Source organism: Streptomyces sp. NPDC001380, assembly GCF_042895785.1.
In the GTDB taxonomy this organism is placed as follows: domain Bacteria; phylum Actinomycetota; class Actinomycetes; order Streptomycetales; family Streptomycetaceae; genus Peterkaempfera.
The window spans coordinates 20,635-40,580 of sequence record NZ_JBIAWP010000009.1; the positions used below are offsets into that span (position 1 = coordinate 20,635).

General features: G+C 71.5%; 20 protein-coding genes and 2 pseudogenes. 13 read left to right on the top strand and 9 right to left on the bottom strand.

The features are described 5' to 3' along the window. Nucleotides 1–48: 48 nt before the first annotated feature. Entirely contained in the window at nucleotides 49–1,092 is a 1,044-nt protein-coding gene (locus ACFY07_RS13155) for a hypothetical protein (RefSeq protein WP_390868751.1), read from the bottom strand. A gap of 355 nt (nucleotides 1,093–1,447) precedes the next feature. Here ACFY07_RS13155 and ACFY07_RS13160 point away from each other — a divergent pair, with 355 nt between their 5' ends. After that, nucleotides 1,448–1,981: an NUDIX hydrolase gene (locus ACFY07_RS13160; protein WP_390868752.1), complete on the top strand. Its 534-nt coding sequence runs from the start codon at nucleotides 1,448–1,450 to the stop codon at nucleotides 1,979–1,981. Here the strand turns inward: ACFY07_RS13160 and ACFY07_RS13165 are convergent, their stop codons facing one another. The 4 genes and pseudogenes from ACFY07_RS13165 to ACFY07_RS13180 form a co-directional block, all read right to left on the bottom strand. Continuing rightward, complete coding sequence (locus ACFY07_RS13165) at nucleotides 1,982–2,434, bottom strand: hypothetical protein (RefSeq protein ID WP_390868753.1); 453 nt, start codon at nucleotides 2,432–2,434, stop codon at nucleotides 1,982–1,984. A 179-nt stretch (nucleotides 2,435–2,613) separates the two neighbouring features. Beyond that, nucleotides 2,614–3,612 (bottom strand): SUMF1/EgtB/PvdO family nonheme iron enzyme, encoded by a 999-nt coding sequence (locus ACFY07_RS13170; RefSeq protein WP_390868754.1) that lies wholly within the window; start codon nucleotides 3,610–3,612, stop codon nucleotides 2,614–2,616. A 64-nt stretch (nucleotides 3,613–3,676) separates the two neighbouring features. Next, on the bottom strand, nucleotides 3,677–3,886 hold the full coding sequence (locus tag ACFY07_RS13175) for a hypothetical protein (protein ID WP_390868933.1): 210 nt from the start codon (nucleotides 3,884–3,886) through the stop codon (nucleotides 3,677–3,679). Between the two features lie 28 nt (nucleotides 3,887–3,914). Next, nucleotides 3,915–4,730 (bottom strand): annotated as a pseudogene (locus ACFY07_RS13180) (aminotransferase class IV); the annotation flags it as partial. Here ACFY07_RS13180 and ACFY07_RS13185 point away from each other — a divergent pair. The 12 genes and pseudogenes from ACFY07_RS13185 to ACFY07_RS13240 form a co-directional block, all read left to right on the top strand. Next, on the top strand, nucleotides 4,644–5,354 hold the full coding sequence (locus tag ACFY07_RS13185) for an ATP-binding protein (protein WP_390868755.1): 711 nt from the start codon (nucleotides 4,644–4,646) through the stop codon (nucleotides 5,352–5,354). The pseudogene ACFY07_RS13180 and the gene ACFY07_RS13185 sit on opposite strands and share 87 nt — an antisense overlap. A 702-nt stretch (nucleotides 5,355–6,056) precedes the next feature. Continuing rightward, a complete protein-coding gene (locus ACFY07_RS13190) occupies nucleotides 6,057–6,491 on the top strand; it encodes an NUDIX domain-containing protein (RefSeq protein WP_390868756.1) in 435 nt (144 codons plus the stop codon). A 36-nt stretch (nucleotides 6,492–6,527) separates the two neighbouring features. Next, entirely contained in the window at nucleotides 6,528–8,420 is a 1,893-nt protein-coding gene (locus ACFY07_RS13195) for a radical SAM protein (protein ID WP_390868757.1), read from the top strand. Then, nucleotides 8,417–9,055 carry a hypothetical protein gene (locus tag ACFY07_RS13200; protein ID WP_390868758.1) on the top strand — a complete coding sequence of 213 codons (639 nt, stop codon included), beginning with the start codon at nucleotides 8,417–8,419 and terminating at the stop codon, nucleotides 9,053–9,055. The genes ACFY07_RS13195 and ACFY07_RS13200 overlap by 4 nt, the downstream gene beginning before the upstream one ends. Then, nucleotides 9,052–9,804 carry a hypothetical protein gene (locus ACFY07_RS13205; RefSeq protein ID WP_390868759.1) on the top strand — a complete coding sequence of 251 codons (753 nt, stop codon included), beginning with the start codon at nucleotides 9,052–9,054 and terminating at the stop codon, nucleotides 9,802–9,804. The genes ACFY07_RS13200 and ACFY07_RS13205 overlap by 4 nt, the downstream gene beginning before the upstream one ends. Nucleotides 9,805–9,810: 6 nt before the next feature. Further along, nucleotides 9,811–10,497: a dTMP kinase gene (locus ACFY07_RS13210; protein WP_390868760.1), complete on the top strand. Its 687-nt coding sequence runs from the start codon at nucleotides 9,811–9,813 to the stop codon at nucleotides 10,495–10,497. Beyond that, the gene (locus ACFY07_RS13215) at nucleotides 10,457–11,356 is read left to right on the top strand and encodes a protein kinase (RefSeq protein ID WP_390868761.1); all 900 of its coding nucleotides are present in this window, start codon (nucleotides 10,457–10,459) and stop codon (nucleotides 11,354–11,356) included. The genes ACFY07_RS13210 and ACFY07_RS13215 overlap by 41 nt, the downstream gene beginning before the upstream one ends. A 110-nt stretch (nucleotides 11,357–11,466) precedes the next feature. Beyond that, entirely contained in the window at nucleotides 11,467–11,616 is a 150-nt protein-coding gene (locus ACFY07_RS13220; protein ID WP_390868762.1) for a hypothetical protein, read from the top strand. A 71-nt stretch (nucleotides 11,617–11,687) separates the two neighbouring features. Further along, nucleotides 11,688–12,608 carry an aKG-HExxH-type peptide beta-hydroxylase gene (locus ACFY07_RS13225; RefSeq protein ID WP_390868763.1) on the top strand — a complete coding sequence of 307 codons (921 nt, stop codon included), beginning with the start codon at nucleotides 11,688–11,690 and terminating at the stop codon, nucleotides 12,606–12,608. Continuing rightward, on the top strand, nucleotides 12,605–13,966 hold the full coding sequence (locus ACFY07_RS13230; protein ID WP_390868764.1) for a serine hydrolase domain-containing protein: 1,362 nt from the start codon (nucleotides 12,605–12,607) through the stop codon (nucleotides 13,964–13,966). Before ACFY07_RS13225 ends, ACFY07_RS13230 begins: the two co-directional genes overlap by 4 nt. Further along, on the top strand, nucleotides 13,963–14,748 hold the full coding sequence (locus ACFY07_RS13235; protein ID WP_390868765.1) for a class I SAM-dependent methyltransferase: 786 nt from the start codon (nucleotides 13,963–13,965) through the stop codon (nucleotides 14,746–14,748). Before ACFY07_RS13230 ends, ACFY07_RS13235 begins: the two co-directional genes overlap by 4 nt. A gap of 46 nt (nucleotides 14,749–14,794) precedes the next feature. Further along, nucleotides 14,795–14,962: pseudogene (locus ACFY07_RS13240) on the top strand (flavoprotein); the annotation flags it as partial. A gap of 109 nt (nucleotides 14,963–15,071) precedes the next feature. On the opposite strand, the gene ACFY07_RS13245 reads toward ACFY07_RS13240, so the two are convergent. The 4 genes from ACFY07_RS13245 to ACFY07_RS13260 all read right to left on the bottom strand — a co-directional run bounded on the left by ACFY07_RS13245 (nucleotide 15,072) and on the right by ACFY07_RS13260 (nucleotide 19,711). After that, nucleotides 15,072–16,823: a hypothetical protein gene (locus tag ACFY07_RS13245; protein WP_390868766.1), complete on the bottom strand. Its 1,752-nt coding sequence runs from the start codon at nucleotides 16,821–16,823 to the stop codon at nucleotides 15,072–15,074. Beyond that, nucleotides 16,820–17,527: a plasmid mobilization protein gene (locus tag ACFY07_RS13250; protein WP_390868767.1), complete on the bottom strand. Its 708-nt coding sequence runs from the start codon at nucleotides 17,525–17,527 to the stop codon at nucleotides 16,820–16,822. Before ACFY07_RS13250 ends, ACFY07_RS13245 begins: the two co-directional genes overlap by 4 nt. 177 nt (nucleotides 17,528–17,704) lie before the next feature. Next, entirely contained in the window at nucleotides 17,705–18,580 is an 876-nt protein-coding gene (locus ACFY07_RS13255) for a DUF2637 domain-containing protein (RefSeq protein WP_390868768.1), read from the bottom strand. A gap of 189 nt (nucleotides 18,581–18,769) precedes the next feature. Then, nucleotides 18,770–19,711, bottom strand: a complete 942-nt coding sequence (locus ACFY07_RS13260) for a hypothetical protein (protein WP_390868769.1) — start codon at nucleotides 19,709–19,711, stop codon at nucleotides 18,770–18,772. Between the last annotated feature and the right edge of the window lie 235 nt (nucleotides 19,712–19,946).

Below are 19,946 nucleotides of genomic sequence, written 5' to 3' on the forward strand. Positions count from 1 at the left end.
GAATGACCGTGCGCCGCTGGTGAGGATGTGTAGGGTCCGCGTACGCGGTCACGCCTCACGCAGTTGAGCTGGTTCGTAGCGGAGATGGAACGTGTGGGCGTGGTCTCCCTCCAGCCAGTAGATCGTCATGGTGGACAGGAGGCGCTGCTTCACCCAGCGCGTCCGCGAGCTGACGGATTCGTCCTGGTCAAGTACCCATTCCTCCACCTGCCGTGGCAGGCCGAAAGTCATCGTGTACGCGGAGGGGGCGGCCGCCGGCCGCAGTGCCCACGTCCGGTGTGCTCCGGCCCGGTCCATGCGTCGCAGGTTGACCGTGTGTGTCGGGTGGGCCAATGCGTAGTCGACGAACGCCCGGAGATCGGCGGGCACGAGCCCGAGGACGAACGGCGCAGGCGGGAAGGCGAGGATCAGCCCGGGTGCGGACCCGTGCACTCCCCTCGCCAGCATCGAGATCTGCTCCGCCACTCCAGGTGCAACGTACGCGTCGGGATAGTCGCCGTTGAGCTGGGGGCGTAGCTGCCCGCGCAGCTGCTGTACGGACGGGAGCTCTCCCTTGGGAAGAGCTCTCATCTCCTCGTGAATGTTCTTGGCCGCCTCCAGGATGAGGTCCCGGAGACCCTGGAAGCCGGGGAGGGAGAGGTCGATCAGGGAGAGCTGGTGAGCGAGTGCGTACTCCTGGGCGCTGCTGGTGAAACCACCCGTTGCAAAGATCGCATAGCTGTAGCGGAACCGTGCTCGCGGCCTTCGCGGAGTGGCCTGGGGTGATCGTGGTGACGAGACGTGGTTCTCGTTGACGTCGTGTACGACGCCGTGGCCGTTGCGTACGACGGACAGCGGCACACGTGTCTTCGTGAACTTGGCTTCCAGGAAGAGTCGTACGGGGAGGGAGAACGGCGGCACGTAGCGGAACTCGCCGAGGACGTCCGCCTGGTGCCATGCGCCGCGGCCGCGGACGACGAGGCCGTGGTTCTGGACGTCGAGCACGTCCGGACTGTCGTCTCCGACGGTGAGCAGCTCGTAGCCGCTCGACTGCAGCAGCCAGGCCAGAACCTCTTCGAGGAGGTAGCCGCGGAGGGCGGGTTCGCTGATCACCCCGAGACCATAGGCGGTTCTGCCGTGCAGCGTCCTGCCTTCTATGGATTCCGCTCCCATCCCGGCAAAAGGTGTGTGCACCGAGTGGTTCGGCTGTCGGGCACTGTGGCCAGAGCCTGAGGTAGTCGGACGTGCTCGCAGGACGGCGACCATCGTGAGATGGGAATCGTCCTCGCTGTGAAGCAGTCGACTGGTCGACGCTGCCATGGTCGGCGGAAGTCGTGAGGGCCGTGCCTGTTCGGTGACGCCGAGCCGCCGGAGTGCAGTATTCGTCAACTTGACATGAATTACTCACGGGCGGCCATCCGGAGGGCAGCGTTCTGACATTCTGAGATGGACGAGAGGGGCCTCGGCAATGCGGTGGAAGATCCACGGGGAACGTCCTGTCTACGAGAACCCCTGGGTGAACCTGTGGCTGGTCGACATTGAGCAGCCGGACGGACGCCGCTGGGAGTACCACGTGGTGAAGCTGCGGCACCTCGCCGTGGCCGCAGTGGTGAACGACCACAAGCAGGTGCTGATGATGTGGCGCCACCGGTTCGTCACAGACTCCTGGGCATGGGAGCTGCCCATGGGGCTGGTCGAGGCCGACGAGAGCCCCGCCGAGGCCGCGGCTCGGGAGGTGCTGGAGGAGACGGGCTGGACGACCCGGGAGATGAAGCCGCTCATTTACGCCCAGCCCGCGAACGGCATCACCGACTCCGAGCACTTCGTCTTCCGGGCGGAAGCGGGTGAGTACACGGGTCCTCCGACCGAGCTGAACGAGTCGGATCGGATCGAGTGGATCCCGCTGTCGGAGCTGCGCGGCATGATCGACCGTCGCGAGATCGTCAGCAGCGGGTCGCTGGTCGGTGTGCTGTACCTGTTGCTGGACGAGGCCGGCCTGTAGTCATCGGGAGATGCCCCGGATACGCGAGGCCAGCTCGACGGCCGGTCGGACGGTGCGGTGGGGGGCCCGTTCCTGCCGGAACTCCTCGAGATGGGTGAGAACCCTGGGGGATGCCACGCCGGTCACGAGATCGAGGGCTTCGGCGGCGGTGGCGCAGGCCGACTCGACCTCGCCGCGTTGGAGGCGAGTCCGGGCGAGCCAGAAGGTGTGGAACGCCCGGCCCCGCAGGTTCGCCGTCGGCTCGCCCCGAAGCGCTTCGGAGATGAGAGGTTCGGTCGCACCCGCGTCGCCGAGCCGGCCCAAGGCGATGCCTGTGTCCACCGTCGGTTCGGTGCGGTCGAAGTACCGGACCCACTCCGGATCGTCGTCCACCGGGTCGACGCGCTGGAAGTGGCGGCGCGCCTCGTCGAGTGCCCGATGCGCTCCGCCGGCCCGTCGTATGGTCGTGAACATCGCCAGGTGCGGAAGTATCCCCGGCCGCGGGTTCAGTACTGCGCGGTGTGCTGATGGATCCCGCTCCTGCATGAACGGACGCGCGGTCGGCGCAGCAGCGTCGATCTGATGCAGTCGGCCTTCTGTTCACCGAACAGGGCTTGCGTTGTTGTGGGCGAAGCCAGGCGGTTGCCGGAGCGTCAGCGGCTGCTGGTGCTGCTCTGTTGGATGGAGTCAACGGTTTGCTTCTGCGTAGGCACGCCGATCGGCAAACGCCCTGAGCCGGTCACGGGAGCCACGCAGCGGAAGCCCGTGTCGTCGTCGTACATATCGGCTGAGGCATCGTTGAAGGTGGCCGGTGCGGCTCGGGAGAACGGGCTGGTGAAGGCGCTGCCCTTGAGTTCATGGCGACCGGCGGTCGTCTCTGTGCTGCACCACTCCCACGTGTTGCCGCACATGTCGTAGACCTCGAAGGGACTGACCCCGCTGTGGTAGCGGCCGACGGGGGTGGTGCGCCCGAGTCCGCCTTCGCGGACGTTGCACTTGGCCGGGGTCGGCTGGTCCCCCCATGGGTAGATGCGGCCGGCAGTTCCGCGGGCGGCCTTCTCCCACTGCTGGCTGCTGGGCAGCGCCTTGCCCGCCCACGCCGCGTAGGCGGTTGCGTCCCGCCAGGTCACGTAGACCACCGGATGGTCGCAGAGCTCGTCGGGGACGTGGCCGCCGTCCCAGTGCAGGGGCGGCCGGTGCCCGGTGGCGGTGACGAAGCGGGCGTAGTCGGCGTTGGTGGTCGGGAAGACGTCGATGTAGTAGGCCGGCAGGTGAACCGGTTGATTCTCGGGGCCGCAGAGGAAAACACCCCCGTCAACCAAGGACATCAGCTTGCCGTCGCCGTGGTGCCTGATCTGGTGACACGCCCCTGGACCCGGGCTCTCCTCGGCCTGCGGTTTGGGGATGTCTCCCAGCCGGGTGTCGGCCAGGGCGCTGAACCGGGCGTGGACCTCGGGAGCCGACTGGGCGAGCGAGGTGTCCAGGGCGGCCTGGTTGACCGGACGGGGACGGATCGCCTCCCCGCCGGCCTCCCATTTCGAGATCATGCGGTCGCTGACGCCGAGGTGTGCGGCGAACGCGCGGATGCTCATCCGCTTGGCTTCCCGTAAGGCGCGGACTTCTCGTCCTGACCAGCGCTCTACCGTGGCCACCTGCGACTCCTTCGGCGGGTCCTTGCAGGTCAGGCTATCGGCTGATGCTCAGTCGCGCCGTGTTTTACAGGTGCTCCGCCGGGGTCTCGGAGTACTCCTTGCGGAGGAGGTCGATGACGGGGTGATCTGCGGCGTAGGCGGTGTCGTCGATGAGACCGATGGCGCGGACGCCGATGGAGGTGTTGGTGGCGAACGCGGCCTGCATGGCAGGAAGATCGGCGAGCCTGATCGGGGCCGAAGTGGTGTGCTCGTGCGCTTGCTTGAGCAGGTGCATGGGTCACCCCGGCGAGGACATCCGCCTGGGGCCAGACGACCTGCTCGCCGTCGTAGAAGGCAACGTTCCAGGTGCCGCCCTCGGAGATGAGCCCGTCCTCCTCGGTGAAAAGGGCATCGTCGAAGCCGTTCAGTTGCGCGGCACGGCGGTGGGAGAGGGCTCCGAAGAGGCCGACATGCTTCACGGCGGGCATGTCGCGACGGTAGCGGACCGACTGGACGCGCAGAGGCGGCAGAGGCAGATCGGCGGCCGGGCGCGCGGTCACGAGTACGTGCGGTTCGGCTGCGGCCCCGGGATGCCCCATCTCCAGGGCCGGGTCGAAGATCGTTACTCGGGTGACGAAGGAGCCTGTGGTGGTGCTTACGGCCTTGCGGACGAGGTGTCGCACGCGATCGGGGTCCAACTCGGCGTCGAAGACGGCCCGGCAGTCCCGGACCAGGCGCTCCATGTGGAGCGTCAGCCCGCGCACGCGCTGGTCGTCGACGCGCATGGAGGTGAAGTGCCCGTAGTTGGTCAGTGCGAGTGCCGCGAGCTCGTCGCGGCCGACAGGCCTGCCGTTCAGTTCCGACATGCCGCCAGTGTGGCACCAGGTCGATCTTCTGCTCGACCGGCCGGACGCCCGGACGCGCGAGGTTCGGCAGAAGTTCGGCACCGGGGCGGCGCGGTTCGGCGCTGGGGCAGCGCAAGGGCATTCCCGGCAGAAGGGTGTCGGAACCACGCTGGGCTGGTCACTGGTTCCTAGCTTCCGGGAAGGCCCATGACCCCCGAATCCGCCGTCGAGAGGCCGCGCGCGACGTTGAGGCCCACGCCCGTGCTTCCGGCCGGGTGCGGTCGACGTGTCCATGTGCCGGAAGCCTTCTCCGCTCACGAGACCCCCGGCGTCGTCGAGCAGCAGGAACCCTGCCGTGCAGCCCGTCAGGACTCTGTGCCGACGTCGGCCGGCGTCGGCTTCGCATCGGCCTTCATCGGGAGGGAGGAGCCCATGCGCGTCATGACCCAGCGGCCGGGAACGGTACGGGCCCTCGCCTGGAGGATGGACTTCAGCTTCTATCCGGCCTCAGTGCCGTTGGTCCGCGCCCAGGTCCGGCGCACGGTGGCCGACTGGGGCTTCGCCCCGGAACTGGTCGACGACGTCGAACTGGTGGCGACCGAGCTGGCTGCGAACGCCGTGCTCCACGGCCGGGTCCCCGGTTGGGAGCTGTTCACCGTCCGGTTGGTGCCCGGCCCGCACGGGCTCACCGTCGAGGTGAGCGACGGCAGTCCCCGGATGCCCGTTCCGGTGCGCGGTGGCGAGGACGACGAGGGCGGCCGGGGTCTGCACTTGGTGGAGGCGCTGAGCAAGCGCTGGGGAGTCGCCCGGCGGTCCGGCTCCGGAAAGTGCACGTGGGCGCTGCTCGCCGTGCGCCTTCCCGCATACCTGTACGCAGCGCATCGCGCCGCGCGTCCGGCGGAGGTACACGCATGCTGATCCCCTCCTGTTCCGGCAGTACGCCCGACGCGTGCCTGCCCGCCGGCTACCGGTGTACCAGTGGAGCCGCTTCACCCGCTGACGGGAGGGCGTTCACGTTCGGGGACCACCTCGTCGGGTCGGCCCCTACCGCTCTGGAGTGGGTCCGCGCCCGCCTGCAGCAGATCGCCCAACAGCTCGATCCACCGGCACCGCGAATGGCCGCGGACTGGCTGGGAGACGAGAGCCAGTACGCCCGCAGCATCTCCGCGCTCCTGAGCGGCGCCTCCTTCAGCGTGGACCTCCGGCAGGACGGGGTGGCCTACACGGTCAGCGCCGAACCGGCCGTGGCGGCGAGGACCCTGCGGAGGGCTCCTGACGAGCTCCGGCCTGTCGCACTTCCGGACGGACCCGCACATCCGAGCACGTGGGGCGCCGGCCCGGCCGGGTGCCGGGACCACGTGCCGGCCGGCAGACGTCCATCGAGCCTCCGGGGCCCCAGGCGCACGCGCGCGGTGACGCGCTGGCTTGCGCTTCTTCACGCGGTGGGCTTCATCCGCCGCTCCGATCAAGGCGGAGCGGAGCAGGCGTGTCGTCGGCGATTCTGGCCCCCGACCCGCTCGGGATGTGCCGGAACTGCTTCCGGCATGCCCCGGGCCGACGACCCCGGGTGCGCTCCGCAGCGCACCCGGTCCCGATGAACGACGAACCGAGGAGTGTCCCGTGCCCGAGAAGGTCACCAAGGACAAGGTGCTGTGCTACGTCGTCCGCGACGGGCAGCTGCTGGTGTTCCGGCACACCGACTACAGCTACGAGGAGGTCGGCATCCAGGTGCCGGCCGGCAGCGTGCGGCCCGGTGAGACCCCCGAGGCCGCGGCGCTGCGCGAGGCACGGGAGGAGACCGGCCTGCACGACTTCAAGGTCGTGCGCAAGCTCGGCGAGACCGAGTACGACATCAGCCCCTACCGGTTCGAGATCCAGCGCCGCCACGTCTTCCACCTGGAGCTGACCGAGCCCACCCCGCCCCGGTGGGCCAGCCAGGAGGAGCACGACGGGGAGCAGGAGCCCACCCGCTTCGAGTGCTTCTGGATCCCCCTGGAGAGCGCGCACATCCTCCAGTCCGGCCAGGGCGCCCTGCTGGGACGCCTCTACGACTGATCCCCGCCCGGTCACGGCAGCACGAGGAGGCAGCCGATGCACCGCACCACCGGACAGCACGACCCGATCGAGGAGTTGTACCGCAGCCTGGACCCCGCCGACACCGCGAGCGCCGTGTCGGTGATCCTGAAGCTGCGCGGTGAGACCTGCGACATCGACTGCCTGTACTGCTACGAGAAACGCAAGGAGTCCCCCGGAGGAGCGCGGATCGACGCCCGGCAGGTCCGCCGGCTCACCGAGCTCTTCCGGGGGCGGCCCCTGACCGTCGAACTGCACGGCGGTGAGCCCCTGACCGCCGGCCGTGACCACGTCGCCGACGTCCTCGGCGAGCTGGCCGCCCAGTCCTCGGTGGTCCGCGTCTCGTTGCAGACCAACGGCGTCCTGCTGGACGGCCGGTGGCTGGACCTGTTCGACGCCCTCTACCCGGACCTGAGGATCGGCATCTCGCTCGACGGGGACGAACAGGGCAACGCCTGGCGGGTCGGCTACGACGGCATACCCGTCTACCCGAAGATCGCCAAGGCCCTGCGGCTGCTGGCCGAACGAGGCCGCACGGCCGGAGTGATCACCGCGGTCACTCCAACCGTGCTGGGCCGCGCCGAGGCCGTCCTGGACCACCTCGCCGACTTCGGCGCGGTGAACGCCGTCAGCTTCGTCCCCTGCTTCGACGCCTCGGTCCGGCGCGGTACCGCGTCCGTCGGCCGCCGTCCACCGGCCAGCCGGCTCCTCCAGCAGGCCCGTGTGACGGACTCGGGCGGCCCGGACTGGGCGATCAGTCCGGCGGAGTACGCCGACTTCGTGCTGGCCGCCACCGCCCACTGGATCGCAGCCGGCCACTTCACCCGCATGAAACTGGAGCCCGCGGTGTCCACCATCCGCCGCCTGCGCGGGCTGGGCACCGGGTTCTGCCACTTCTCCGACCTGAAGTGCGACCACGTCTTCACCCTCTACCCCGACGGCCGTCTCGGCAGCTGCGACGAGTTGCCCTGGCCCCAGGCCCGGCTCACCCTCCTGGACCAGGCCGCCGACCAGGAAGCGGTCGTCGCTGCCCAGCGAGGCTCGCCCCTGCTGGGCAGTGCCAAGTCCCTGATGCACCGGTGCACCGTCTGCGAGTACCGCGACACGTGCGGCGGGGGCTGCACGGCCACCCGATTGCGCTACGACAGCAGCGGTGCCCAGGACGACTACTGCGACCACCGGATGCGGCTGGTCGACGGCGTCGCCGCCCTGCTCGCCCACCCCGCCGACCTCGCGGGTGCCCGGTGCCGGAAGGTGCGCTGGCGGCCGAGGAGGCCGAACAGCATGCGCGACGTCACCGGCTTCCTGACCCGCTGGGACGACCCGGCCGCATCCCGGGCCCGTGTGCGCCTGCACACCAGCGGCCACGGGAACGTCAACACCGTCGGACTGCCCGGCGTCCATGCGGCCGACGACCTCGACCCCTCTCATCCCCAGTGGCATGACGCGATCGAGCCCGGCGCCCGCCCTCTGATCGACGCCGTCACCCGTACCTGGGGGTTCGTCACCTATGACAGCTGTCAGGGGCACCCCTACGCCGGGCTGGACATGCCGCCCGCAGAGCGGCGGGTCGGCGTCCTTCCCCGCGACCGCGGCGAGTACCAGGCCGCAGCCTCCGCCCTGTGCCGAGCGACCATGGCCGCCGAGCCCCGTCTGCCCGAGCCGGTGCGGGTGCTCGTCGGCCGCTCCGAGTTGGCCTGCGAGACCACCGGCCGAACCGTACCGGTACTCGACCTCCGCCTCCGTCCCGCTTCCGGGCGCGGGTGGTCCGCCTACTTCGCGTCCTTGGACGAGGCCACGGAGCACCTGGCAGCCGCACTCCGGCACGAGCGGCCGGAGCCCGGCGCCGGCTGCGCCTGCCCACCCCCGCTGTCGGCCGCAACCCGGACGGCAGAGGAGGCACGGGGGTGAACAGAACCGGAGACCAGTTGGAGACCAGTCAGCTCCTCGGCCGCCTGACCTACTTCCACGTCCTGTTCATCGAGCCCGTCCTGGATCCCTCGGCGATGCCGAGCTCCGGTGAGATGTGCTGCAACCACGGGCCGGACCCGGCTCCCGCTTGGCCGACCGTCGACCAGGTACTACGGCCCACCGCCTGGAACGCCGTGGACGAGGTCGCCGCCACCATCCCCGCCCACCATCAGGTATGCCCCCGCCGGTCAGGAAGCTGCTGCGCGGCCTGCCGGACGGCCACGGCGAGCGCCGCGGTCGCGGCGGCCTGGGCAGAGGCGGAACACCGCGCCTACCACCGGACGCCGCCTTCCGAAGACGTCCTGCACGCCTGCCGTACCGCAGGGGCCGCACGACTGGGCGGTGCCTTCGCGACCCGCCACACCGAACCCTGCCCGGCCGTGGACCGCGCCGTAGCCCGTGTCCTGCCTGCCCTGGTGCCTTCACCGGACGTGCTGCCGCTGACCGGTGAACTCCTGGCGCTGTGGACGGACCCCGCCACGGCAGCCCGGCGGCCCGTCGTCGGCTGGCTCAACCACTGCACCGGCCTGGACGACGTCCGCCGCGTGCTCCAGACGAGGAGGTTCCACACGTGATCCACATCTCCGAGACCGCCACCGTCGGCAGCATCGAGGGGTTCATCGACGACAGCGAACGGGCCACGCTCACGCAGGTCATGAGCGATGTCCTCGCCTCCGCCGGAGCCGAGAGGTTCGGCACGGCACGGACCACCTCCATCCACGAGATCCCCGGTCACACCGCCGAGCAGGCCATGGCCGTCTACGAGCCTGCCGGCCGCACCGAGGCCCCCGAGATCCCGGAGGAGGCCGAGAAGCTCCTCCAGCACGCCTTCGACCGGGCCAGGCCTTCCCTGTCCCGCCTCATGCCCTCCATCACCACGTGCCGCCCGTGGACCTACGTCGAGTACGGCCCCGGCCAGCACATCACCAGCCATCTGGACGGCATCGCTCCCGACCCCCTCGCCCGGACCCGGCAGATCGCCGGCATCAGCGTCGTGATCACCGAGGCGGAGGCCGGCGGCACCTTCTACGTCGAGACCACCTCCAGCGAGCACCTGTGGCGCACCCGGCTCGACGACGCCCGGGTCCACGGCTACGCGGACGGCATGTGGCTGGCCCACGACGGCGCCGACCTCTCCGCGGACTGGTTCCGCATGATGCCCCGCACCCGCTGGAACGTGGATCCCGGGCCCGGCACCGCCCTGCTCTACGGCTCGCAGATCGTCCACGGCACAGAGCCGGTGTTCCGAGGCCGGGTGGCGAAGTTCATCAGCTGGCTCGTCGCCGAGGAGGACTGCTCCGTCGCCTCGCCCTCCCGGAGGTGAGGAGTTGTGCTGCTGGCACTCGAAGGAATCGCCGGAGCCGGCAAGAGCACCCTGCGCGATCGGATCCTGGCCGCCGCCGCAGCCGAAGGCATCCCGACCGGTCACATCGGCCAGTTCTCCTGGTTGTCCCTGCGGGCCACCCGCGCCATCGTCAGCCTGCGGTCCGGGAAGCCAGCCCCCGAACCCGAGCATGCCTCGGCCGCCGTCCGACGTGACCTGGAACTGCACGCACGCCACAACCTCGTCCCGGCCCTCCGCCGGGGGCCCGTGGTCGCCGACCGGTTCGTCCTGTCCACCGCCTGCCTGCTGGCCCTGCTGCACGGGCAGCCGGTCGAGGGGTACGTGGAGCACGTTGCCAGGACGGCGCCCCTACGGCCGGCGCTGACCGTTCTGCTCACCACCCCGCCCCCGGTGTGCTGCGCCAGGCTGGCCGCCAGGACGGCCCGACGGCGCTTCACCGAGGACCCGCCCACCGCGGCGCGTCTCGCCGACCTCTACGACCAAGCGGCAGCCGCCTGGCAGCGGACGACCGGACTGCCCGTCCTGCTGCACCCGTGCACCACCGGGCACGACCTCGCCCTCCTGACCACCGCCTGCCTCGACCGGCTGCGTGAAGCCGCCCGGACGACGCCCCGAACTCGGGAGCCGGACCATGCGCCTGCACCCACTGCACCCCGCCGCCTGGGTCCTTGACCGGATCCGCGACTCCGGCTGGCAGGTGTACGACCTGCTCGCCTTCACCAGAGCCAGCACCCTGGTCCTGGTCGGCCACGACGGCGATCCGCCCGTCGTCCTCAAGGCCGGATTCGGCAGCAACCACGTGCTGGCCGAACTCGACCACGACATCCGACCGGCCGCCTACGGCTTCTACTGGTACGCCCAGACGACCCCGCAGGAGCGCGCCCTTGCCCGGGACAACTTCCGCCACGAGGCCGCCACCGCGCAGGCCGCCACCGGAGCGCCGCACGTCGTACCACTGCTGGAGCAGGGCAGTTGCGACCGGTTCGACTGGTACACGATGCCGTACTTCCCCCAGGGCAACGTCCGATCCCTGCTGGTCTCCGGTCCCGAGCCGGAGCCCCGGCGCCTGGCCGCAGGGCTGGGCATCCTCGCCGACGCCGCCACGGGACTGCACGCCCTCCACCAGCGCGGGATCGTCCACCGCGACGTCTACCAGGAGAACATCCTCGTCCATGACGGCCGGGGGCTGATCACCGATCTGGGAGCGGCGCGTCACACGGACCGCCCACGCGGCCCCGCCGGACGCGGCCCCGAAGTGCACTGGCCTCCGGAGTACGCGACTGCTTACGACCGGGCCACCCCGGCCGCCGACGTCTTCAGCCTCGCCGTCCTCGTCCACCGCCTCCTCTGCGCGGACATTCCCCGACTCGGCGGCCATCCCCGCCTGGCCACCGCCCCGGCGCCCCTGCGCCCCCTGATCGCCGCAGCCCTCGCACCCGAGCCGGCCGACCGGCCCGCCATGGACGAGCTGCGCGACGCGCTACGACAGGCGGCGGCCACGACCGCCTTGCCTGCCCGACGCGGAACCTGACCAGCCCCGCACGGAAGGACACCGCGGTGCGCACCGCCCGATCCCCGCCGAAGCCCCGGCCGCTCACCCCATCCAAGACCCGTACAACGACCTGAGAGGGCTCACACACCATGGAGAACACCGACCGGATCAGTGACTTCCTCGCCGCCGTCGAGGACCTGCGCGGCGACGACGAGTCGGTCCGCACCACCGCCCACACCTCCAGCGTCTCGGCCGAGGGCTGGCCGAGCGGCGAGGCCGGAACCGGCTCCGCCGCCTGACGACGAGACGCACCACCTGGGGCCGGGCCCTCAGCCCGGCCCCAGGCCTCACACCACCGAGGAGGCATCCCGTGGAAGCACCGACCGCCGACCCCCTGCTGCCCCTTGCCGCCGTCCAGCGGTTCCACCGGACCCGGATTCACCGGATCCGCGCTGTCATCCAGCCCACAGCGCTGCAACCCGCCGTCACTCCGGCTTCTGCCTCCGTGGACTACGCCCTCGCCCACCATGTCCTCGAAGGGGCCGAAGCCGCTGCCCGCCGCCGGGACATCCCGGCCTTCGACTGGTACCGCGGCCATCCGGACGCCAACGTCCCCGCCCTCTCCACCGCCACCGTCGCCGGTCCCCGTGCCGTCCTCGCCCCCGAGCTCGCACGCCTGCCCCGATCCCCGATCTCCGAGACCCCCTACTACGTGCTCGGACCCGACAGCGCCGCAGCCCCGGACGGCTTGCGGGAACTGGCCGTCACCGCATACGCCACCGCTGCCGAGGCGGGCTTCGGCGCACTGCTCGCCGACCACGCCGTCGTCCTCTGCCTCCTACGCCCCAGGAGGCTCGGCGAGACCCTCGACAGCTGGACCATCACCCGGCTGCCCGGCACCGTCTTCTGTGACCACGCCGGCGACCCCGTCGTCCTGGCCCGCGACCTCATCCACGAGGCGGGCCACAACTGGCTCAACGACGCCTTGACCGCCACCGGCACCAAGATCAGAGAGGAGGAGCGGTTCTTCTCGCCCTGGAAGGGCACGAACCGGCCCGCCTTCGGCTTCCTGCACGCTTGTTGGGCCTTCCCTCTCACCATGCTCTACACCGCCCGCGTCCTCGACCGGACGAGCGGGGACCTCCGCTGCTTCCTCACCGCCTACCTCAACCAGCAGCGAGGACTCCTGGCCAGGACCGCCGACGACCACGCCCGGGCGCTTGCCCTCGTCCCCGATCCGGACCTGCTCCACCGTCTCCGTGTCGTCCACAGGGAGGCGCTCAGCCTGTGAACACCTCCGCCCTCGTCGTGGACGGACCCGGACTGGCCCTGCTCGTCCACCCCGGCGACGGCCCGCCGGTACAGGTGCACACGGGTGCCGCCAACCTCGAACTCGGCGTCCCCGTCGGCGACACGACCACCTTCAACGTCGGCTCCGTGGCCAAGCAGATCACTGCCCACCTCGTCCTGCTCGCAGCCCGCCAGGGACTGCTCTCCCTGGACCGACCCGTCACTGCTCTGCTGCCGCGCTTCCGCATCCCCGACGTCACCGTGGCAGACCTCCTGCTCCACCACGGCGGTGTCCGGGACGCCGAATCCCTGCTCTCCCTGGCCGGTCTCCGCGACCTGGACCACTACACCGCCGACGACCTTCTGGCCCTGTCCTACCGGCAGACCAGTCGAGCTGCCCCGCCCGGCCGATTCCTGTACAGCAACACCGGCTACCTGCTCATCGCCGAGATCCTGCGAACCGTCCACGGCACCGACCTTCTCGACCTCGCACACCAGCAGCTCTTCGCTCCGCTGGGCATGGCCTCCACCTGCTTCAAGGCCGACCCGCGCCAGGCTGTCCCAGGCAGCGCATCGGCCTACCAGGTCACCCGGGCCGGCTGGGAGCACTGCGCCCGTCCTGTGGCACTGCCCGGCCCCGGCTCCCTGTGGTGCACTGCCGCCGATCTGGACCGCTGGCTCGCTCACCTGCACAGCACCTGGCTCCAGCACCCGGATGTCCGGCTTCCGGCCGAGGCCGACCTTCCCTACCGCGTCAGCGACCACCCGCCCCACCTCTACGGCCCGGGCCTGTACGCCGATGCCCGACCCGAGCACGCCGCCGTCTTCCACTACGGCCATGAGCAGGGCTTCTCCGCCGCCGTCCACCTCGCCCGCGAAGGCCTGCGCGTCATCTGCCTGTCGAACCACGCCGCGCTGCCTGCCGACCACGTCGTCGCCGCGCTGCTCGACGTCATCCGCGGAAACCCCGACGGGGATCTCCCCGCTGCGGTCTCACAGGCCGCCCTGCGTCCCCTGAATCAGCGCCCCTTTGCCCCTTCCCGCCTCCACAGCGCAGATGCGGTCGGGCAGACGGATACCTCGCACACGGTGCTCGGCACCTACACATGTGATCAGGTCCCGGGTGCGCTGAGGCTCTCGTACAGTGACGGAGCGCTGCACCTGTGGCGCAGAGGCACCTGCGACCGCCTTGTGCAGGCCGGACCGGCGGCCTTCCGCGGGAGGGGTTACACGCTTGTCCTGCCCGCTGCTGGGGATCGGCCCGTTGGGTACGAGTGCTTCACCCTCAACCTCGATCGGGCGCCTGGACTGCAGTACCTGTCGACCAGCGGGGGAAGTCAGTGCGCAAGGAATCCATGAGCCTGTTCACCGGCACCGCCGACTACTACCGCCAGTACCGCCCGGGCATCCCTGAGGAGGTCGCCGCCGTCCTCGACCGGGCCGCACCGACTGCGGCTCCCCGCCGACTCCTCGACATCGGAACCGGAACCGGCATGGTCGTCGAAGCCCTGGGGGGCCGGTTCGACGACATCATCGCCGTCGACAACGACACCGGGATGCTCCATATCGCCGATGCCGTCCTGAGGCCCGCTCTTCCCCCTGGAAGCAGCCTGGCCCTCGTCGCATCGCGAGCCGAGGACTTCCGGCCACCCGCCGGATGGCAGGCCCACCTGGTCACCATCTGCCGGGCTTTCCACTGGCTCGACCAGGCAACGGTGCTCGAACTCCTCGATGACCAGGTTGCGTCGGGCGGCGCAGTCGCCGTCTTCGGCGACAGCAGCTTCTGGTCGGCCGGCACTCCCTGGAAGCAGGCCGTATGGTCCGTCGTCCAGGAATTCCTCGGCGGAGAACGGCGCGCCGGCAGCAGCACCTTCGAGCACCACAACCGGCCCTACAGCGAGGTCATGGAAGAGTCCCCCTTCTGCCAGGTCGAAGAGACCCGGGTGCCGGTGCACCGGACGTGGACCACCGAGGGCATCCTCGGCTGCCTCCACTCCACGAGCTTCGCCGCACCCCATCTCCTCGGCGATCGCCTCACCGACTTCGGCACCGCCGTGAAGGCCGCTCTGTCCGAGCACAGCAGCGGCGACACCTTCACCGAGGACAACGACTTCCTCATCCGTATCGGCCGCCGGGGGTGAGGCGTGGACTGGTCCTGCGCAGGTCGGTGGGGTCGGCAGGCAGCACAACGCCGCCCAGGCCGCGCACCCCGTGCATGTCCGGAGCCTGGAGCAGCTGCGTGCCATGGGAGTGCTGGTCGGCAGCTACCAGCCGCACCGCCTCAAGGCCAGTGGCGCGCGGGGGAGGTTCCGGTGGGAGGAGGCGTTGGAGCGGCTGGCGCCACGGGTGGGATAACCCGCGCCGGTGCCGTAGGCCGACGGGTACAGGGACCCGCCCGCCGCGGGAATCCTGCGGATCGGGGCCGGGTGCCGGAGAACACTCCGGCACCCGGCCCCATGCCCGGTCAGCGGGCGGGCCGCCTCGGGGGCGGTGGCGGCTGCGTGCGTGCGGGGGCTGTGGCTGGTGTGACCGCTCCGGAGGCGGCGGTGGTCCTGGTGCGTGCTCGTGCTGCGTTGACGTGCGGGGGCGTGGGTGTGCTGGGCAGGTGGGTGTCGCGGCGGATACGCCAGGTGAGGACCGCGGCGGCGGAGTCGGCGCTCGTGAGTTCGCGGTGGCCTGTTGTCCGGGTGAGCAGGTTCAGTGCGTTGTGGCCTGCGGTTTCGGCTTCGCTGAGGGTGGCGGCGAGAGCGGGCCAGTGGGGATCGTCGAGGATCTGGGTGGCCAGGCCGGTGGGGAGCGCCTGGCGGACGGCTGTGGCCTGCCGGTCCTGGACGGGCCGGGGGAGGTGCCGGCCTCGGGTGGTGAGGGCGGCCAGGGGCTTGGCGGTCTGCCGGGTGTAGGCGGTGCGCAGGTGGTCGGCGGCTGTGCGGGCGGCCTGGGCCTGGTGCTGGTGGCCGCATGCTGAGTGCTGCTTCGCGATGAGGATGGCGAGCAGGACGAGGCCGGAGAGGAAGGCGGCCGTTGCGGCGCCGTCCTCGTCGCGGCCGAGGGCCGGTCCTGCGGTCAGCAGGGCGCGGGCGGCCGAGCGCATGGCGCGCAGGTCGGCCGTGGCGGCCCGGGTATGGGCGATGACCGTGCGGTCCAGTGCGCGGGCCGCCTGCGCGATCTCCTTCCTGGTGAGAACGGTGCTGGTGGCTGCGAGTGCGTCGAGGATCTCGATACTGCCGCTGATCGTCGCGGCGGCCCGGCTGTCGTCGGGCTGGTCCTCGACCAGGGTGGCGGTGGAGTGGTCGACGGTGGTGCCGGCCTGTCGTCGGGCGGCGGCCGGTCGGGTGCGGGGGTCGGGGTCTGAGTAGCGGGGCTGGTCTGCTCCGACGGCGAGGCGGGCGCGGATCCTGGGCAGGGAGAGGTCGGGGGCGAGTGTGCTGCCGGAGAACCAGACGGGTTCCTGGCGCCCGTTGCGGTCGCCGGGGAGGGCGAACTTGTAGCCGATCGGGTCGCCGGAGGGCGCGCGGCGGATGCTGACCCGCACGCCGTGTCCGGCGAGGCGTGCGAGGAACTCCTCCTCGCCTGCGGCGCCGGCCAGGGACTGGCGCACGGCGGTGCGCAGCGCCTCACGTGGGGTGTGGTCCAGGCTGCGGCGCCGGGCTTTGCGCTGTTCGGGGCGGGTGGGGCGCTTGGGGGTGGTGCGCCTGCGGCCGGGGGTGCGGGTGTGGGCGAGGCCGGTCAGGCCGAGGTCGTGTTCGATGCGGGTGAGCTCGGCTTCGATGCGCGGCCAGTCGCCGCGGATGCGGGGCTGGGTGAGGTTGCCGCGCATGAGGGTGGCCAGGATGTGGATGTGGTCCTCCGCATGGCGCACGGCGATCCAGCGGCAGCCGTCGGGATCGCCGTCGGGTGCGATGCCGGCGGCGGCCACGACGCGGCGGGCGATGCGGTCCCATTCCCGGTCGCCCAAGTGTCGGTCGCCGGGGTCGGCGCGTACCGAGCAGTGCCAGACGTGCTCCTTGGGTGCTTTGGCGCCGGCTTGGAGGACACGCAGGTCCAGGGCCTTGCGCAGCTGGGCGAGGGTGGTGTCCGGGTGGCGGCCGGGGTCGGGGGTGAAGCCGTCCCAGGAGCCGACGATGTGGGGGTCGGTGTGCTCGTTGTGCTCGCCGGGGCCGTAGAGGTACGTGAGCAGGCCCAGGGTGGAGGAACCGCGGCTGACGGAGGCGATCACCGGTTCCTCCGCTTCGCGAGGCGCATCGCGGTCTCGTCCAGGGCGGTGAGGAGGGCGCGGGCGTCGGAGAGCAGGGCGCGGCCCGCGGTGAGGGCGTCCCGGACCGGGCCGGGCGGGAGGGTTGCGCCGGAGTTGTAGGCGCGGGTGAGCTGGTTGACGTTGTTGCCGAGCCTGGCGATCTGGGAGCGCAGGGCGGCGGCCTCGTCGATGGCCGCGTCCAGGCGCTCGTCGCGGGTGGTGAGGGGTGCGGCGTCGTCGGCCAGGGCCTTGCGGGCGATGTAGGAGGCGACGGAGATGCCCAGGGCGGTGGCGCGGCGGCGGATCTCGGCGTCCTCGGAGGGGTCGAACCGGGCGGTGCGCTTGACGGTCTTCAGGTTCTGCGGGTCGCGAGGGCGGCGCTTCGGTGTGCGGTGGTGGCCGGCTCGGGCGGCGGCAGGGGTCTGAGCGGCGGACGGGTCAGGGATGGGCTGCTCCTCCTGTGGCACCCCCTGGTGCCGCAGGTCCGGCGGTGCCGCGTGCGCCCTCGCGCGCGGCACCGCCGGCTCGCCTCCGCCCCCCTGGGCGGAGGCATCCGCGCACGACCGGCCGTAGGACGGTCGTGCGCACTTGCTTGCTCCCCCGTGGGGGCGGGGGTCGGTCCGGTCGTCCGCCGGGGTGGTGCGGTGGTCGGCGCCGGGCTGGTGGGCGTGGCGGTCGTGGTTCATGGGCTCCTTGTGCGCGCTGCGGGTGGGCTGGGTGCGGTGGGGGAGAGGTGCCCGGTCTATGACCGGGCACCCCTGCGGTCGGCCGGTTCAGTCCTCGTGGGGATCCGGCAGAGCCTCGTTGCCGGGCTGCAGCTGCTTGAGAGCCTCGGCTATGCGGTCGTTCCCGGCCGAGAGCCCCTAGGCCTCGATGGCGTTGCGGGCCATGGCGCGGGTGATCTGGCCGGTTCCGGGGTGGGCCTGGGCGATGATCTCGGCGAGCTGCTCGATGGATGCCTCCGCCCGCCGTCCGCCCCGCGAGGCGTGGAGGCGTCGGCCGGAATCATCCGTACCGTCCTGGCCTGCGTCGTCGCCCGGCGCCGGGTGCGGCCGCCCGTCGGTAGGCGACTCGGCCGCAGGGTGGGGGATGGCCGTGGTGCCGGTTCCGGCGGCCGAGAGGACGGGTGCGGCGGGCGGGTTCGCCTGGATCGGGGTGGAGGGCGTGGCCGGAATCGCCGAGGTGGCGGCCGGAATCACGCCGGGCGTTCCGGCCGCCGGGTCGGCGGCGTGGTCGCCGGTATCGGCCGGCCGGTTCCTGCGACTGTGGCGGGTGACGAGGATGTGCAGGTGGGTGGCACCGCCGAGCGCGAGAGGCGCGATGGCGGACAGGACGGCAACCGTGTGGTTGCCGAGGATGAGGAAGCGGGCGCCCGGCTGGTTGAGGCGGACCGAGTGCAGGGCGTTGGCCCAGAGGCTGGCGGCGGTGGCAGCGGCGAACAGGGTCCAGACGTAGGCGCGGGCGTGCCACGGGGCGTCGCGCAGGACCAGGAGCGCGCGCACCCCGTAGGCGATGAAGCCGTCGATGACGATCGGGAACAGGTAGGTCAGGTTCGGGCTGACGTGGGCGGCGAGGGCCACCTGACGCAGCGCGTCGAAGGACAGGATGCACCCGGCCGCGCCGAGCACGAAGATCACCAGTTGGTCGGGCCAGAGAGCACGGCGGCGCTGCCGTGTCCGAAGGCGGCCGGCCGGTGGGGCGGGGGTTGCGACGGGGGAGGGCTGAGTGGCAGTGGACATGGGGACTCCAGGGAAGGCAGGCGAGGGTGGCAGAGCGCGCCGACGACCGGCGTGGGTGGGCGGCCGTGACCGGGCATGCGACCGCTCGGCGCGGATGCGGGATGGAGGGGCGGGGTGCGCGTCCCAGACGCGTACGGGCGTGCGTCGGCCAGGCGGCCGTCGCGGGCGTATGCGGGCGGCGCGGCGGGGTCAGGCTCTGCTGGGGAGCAGGTGTCCGGGGCTGCGCCCGAGGAGGGCGGCGCGGACCTCGGCCCGGCCGCGTGCGGCGATCCTGGCGCGCTCGGCGGTGTCGTCGGGACGGCTGTCCAGGCCTGCGCAGACCCGGCAGATGCCCTCGTGGGGGATCGGCCGGGAGCATGCGGCGCACTCGGCGGAGTGCAGCTGCGGCGCGGGTGCCGGTTCGGGGACGGCGGGCAGCTTTCGCGTCAGCCGGTCCCGGAGCAGGGCCTGCGCCGAGTGGACCCGCTGGGGGAGACCGGCCAGGAGGGCTTCGGAGAGGTCGCGCTGCCGGTAGCCGCGCTCCAGCCACGCCGAGACCAGTGGCGCGAGGGCCAGAGCGTCGGCGGCGCCGATCCGCAGGCGCGGCTCGGGCCGGATCACCCGGTGCAGCAGGGCCACCGCTTCGCGCACGCCGGCGTCCACCGGGATGGGGGGCTCCGGTGCTGCGGTGGAGGAGGGGGTTTCGTCCCGCCCCTCCGCCCCCGTGCCGGGGCCGCGGTCGTGGGCGCCGGTCCGCTGGGCGGGGAGGGAGGGTGCTTTCCCGCGGTTCTTTACGGGGTGGGAGGCAGGGGCTTCGGGAGCCCGTCGACCGGATCCCGGATGCATGGGATCCGGTGCCGGCTGGGGCGTGTCATAGACGTGGACCTCGCTGACGAAGGTCCCGTCGCTCCGGCGGACCCTGTCCACGCGGTAGTAGCCGAAAGAGGCCAGCTCCCGGAGGGCCTTGGCGACCGCGTGGCGTCCCTGGGGGCTGGTGTCGGCCATGCGCCGACCGTCCTCGGACCAGCCGTCCGGGCGCGAGAGCAGGTCGGCCAGGAGGCCGCGGGCGGTGTAGGACAGGCGCCGGTCCTGCAGCAGGGTGTTGGGCAGGACGGTGAAGCCACGCGTGTGTTGGCTACGATGAACGTGCATGAGGAGCTCAATCTCCTTGTGCCGGACCCCGGAGCGTTGCCGCGCTGCCGGGGTCACCTTTTTCAGTTGGTGGAGCACGGAAGCTACCACATGACGCGACCTCAGGGTCCGCCGATCCGAGATGCTTTGACCGGATACGGGTACGGCGAGGCACCGCGGTCCGATCCAGGTGGCAGCTCCGCTCGTCCGCCCCCGTGGAGGGTGTGCTTGTTCCCGGCGGTGCGGCGGCGATGCC

Coding starts and splice junctions, on each gene's coding strand:
- ACFY07_RS13175 (WP_390868933.1), bottom strand. CDS start 3,886: ATGCACCTGCTCAAGCAAGCGCACGAGCACACCACTTCGGCCCCGATC.
- ACFY07_RS13220 (WP_390868762.1), top strand. CDS start 11,467: ATGGAGAACACCGACCGGATCAGTGACTTCCTCGCCGCCGTCGAGGAC.
- ACFY07_RS13215 (WP_390868761.1), top strand. CDS start 10,457: ATGCGCCTGCACCCACTGCACCCCGCCGCCTGGGTCCTTGACCGGATC.
- ACFY07_RS13165 (WP_390868753.1), bottom strand. CDS start 2,434: ATGTTCACGACCATACGACGGGCCGGCGGAGCGCATCGGGCACTCGAC.
- ACFY07_RS13160 (WP_390868752.1), top strand. CDS start 1,448: ATGCGGTGGAAGATCCACGGGGAACGTCCTGTCTACGAGAACCCCTGG.
- ACFY07_RS13235 (WP_390868765.1), top strand. CDS start 13,963: ATGAGCCTGTTCACCGGCACCGCCGACTACTACCGCCAGTACCGCCCG.
- ACFY07_RS13195 (WP_390868757.1), top strand. CDS start 6,528: ATGCACCGCACCACCGGACAGCACGACCCGATCGAGGAGTTGTACCGC.
- ACFY07_RS13185 (WP_390868755.1), top strand. CDS start 4,644: ATGACCCCCGAATCCGCCGTCGAGAGGCCGCGCGCGACGTTGAGGCCC.
- ACFY07_RS13250 (WP_390868767.1), bottom strand. CDS start 17,527: ATGAACCACGACCGCCACGCCCACCAGCCCGGCGCCGACCACCGCACC.
- ACFY07_RS13260 (WP_390868769.1), bottom strand. CDS start 19,711: ATGCACGTTCATCGTAGCCAACACACGCGTGGCTTCACCGTCCTGCCC.
- ACFY07_RS13255 (WP_390868768.1), bottom strand. CDS start 18,580: ATGTCCACTGCCACTCAGCCCTCCCCCGTCGCAACCCCCGCCCCACCG.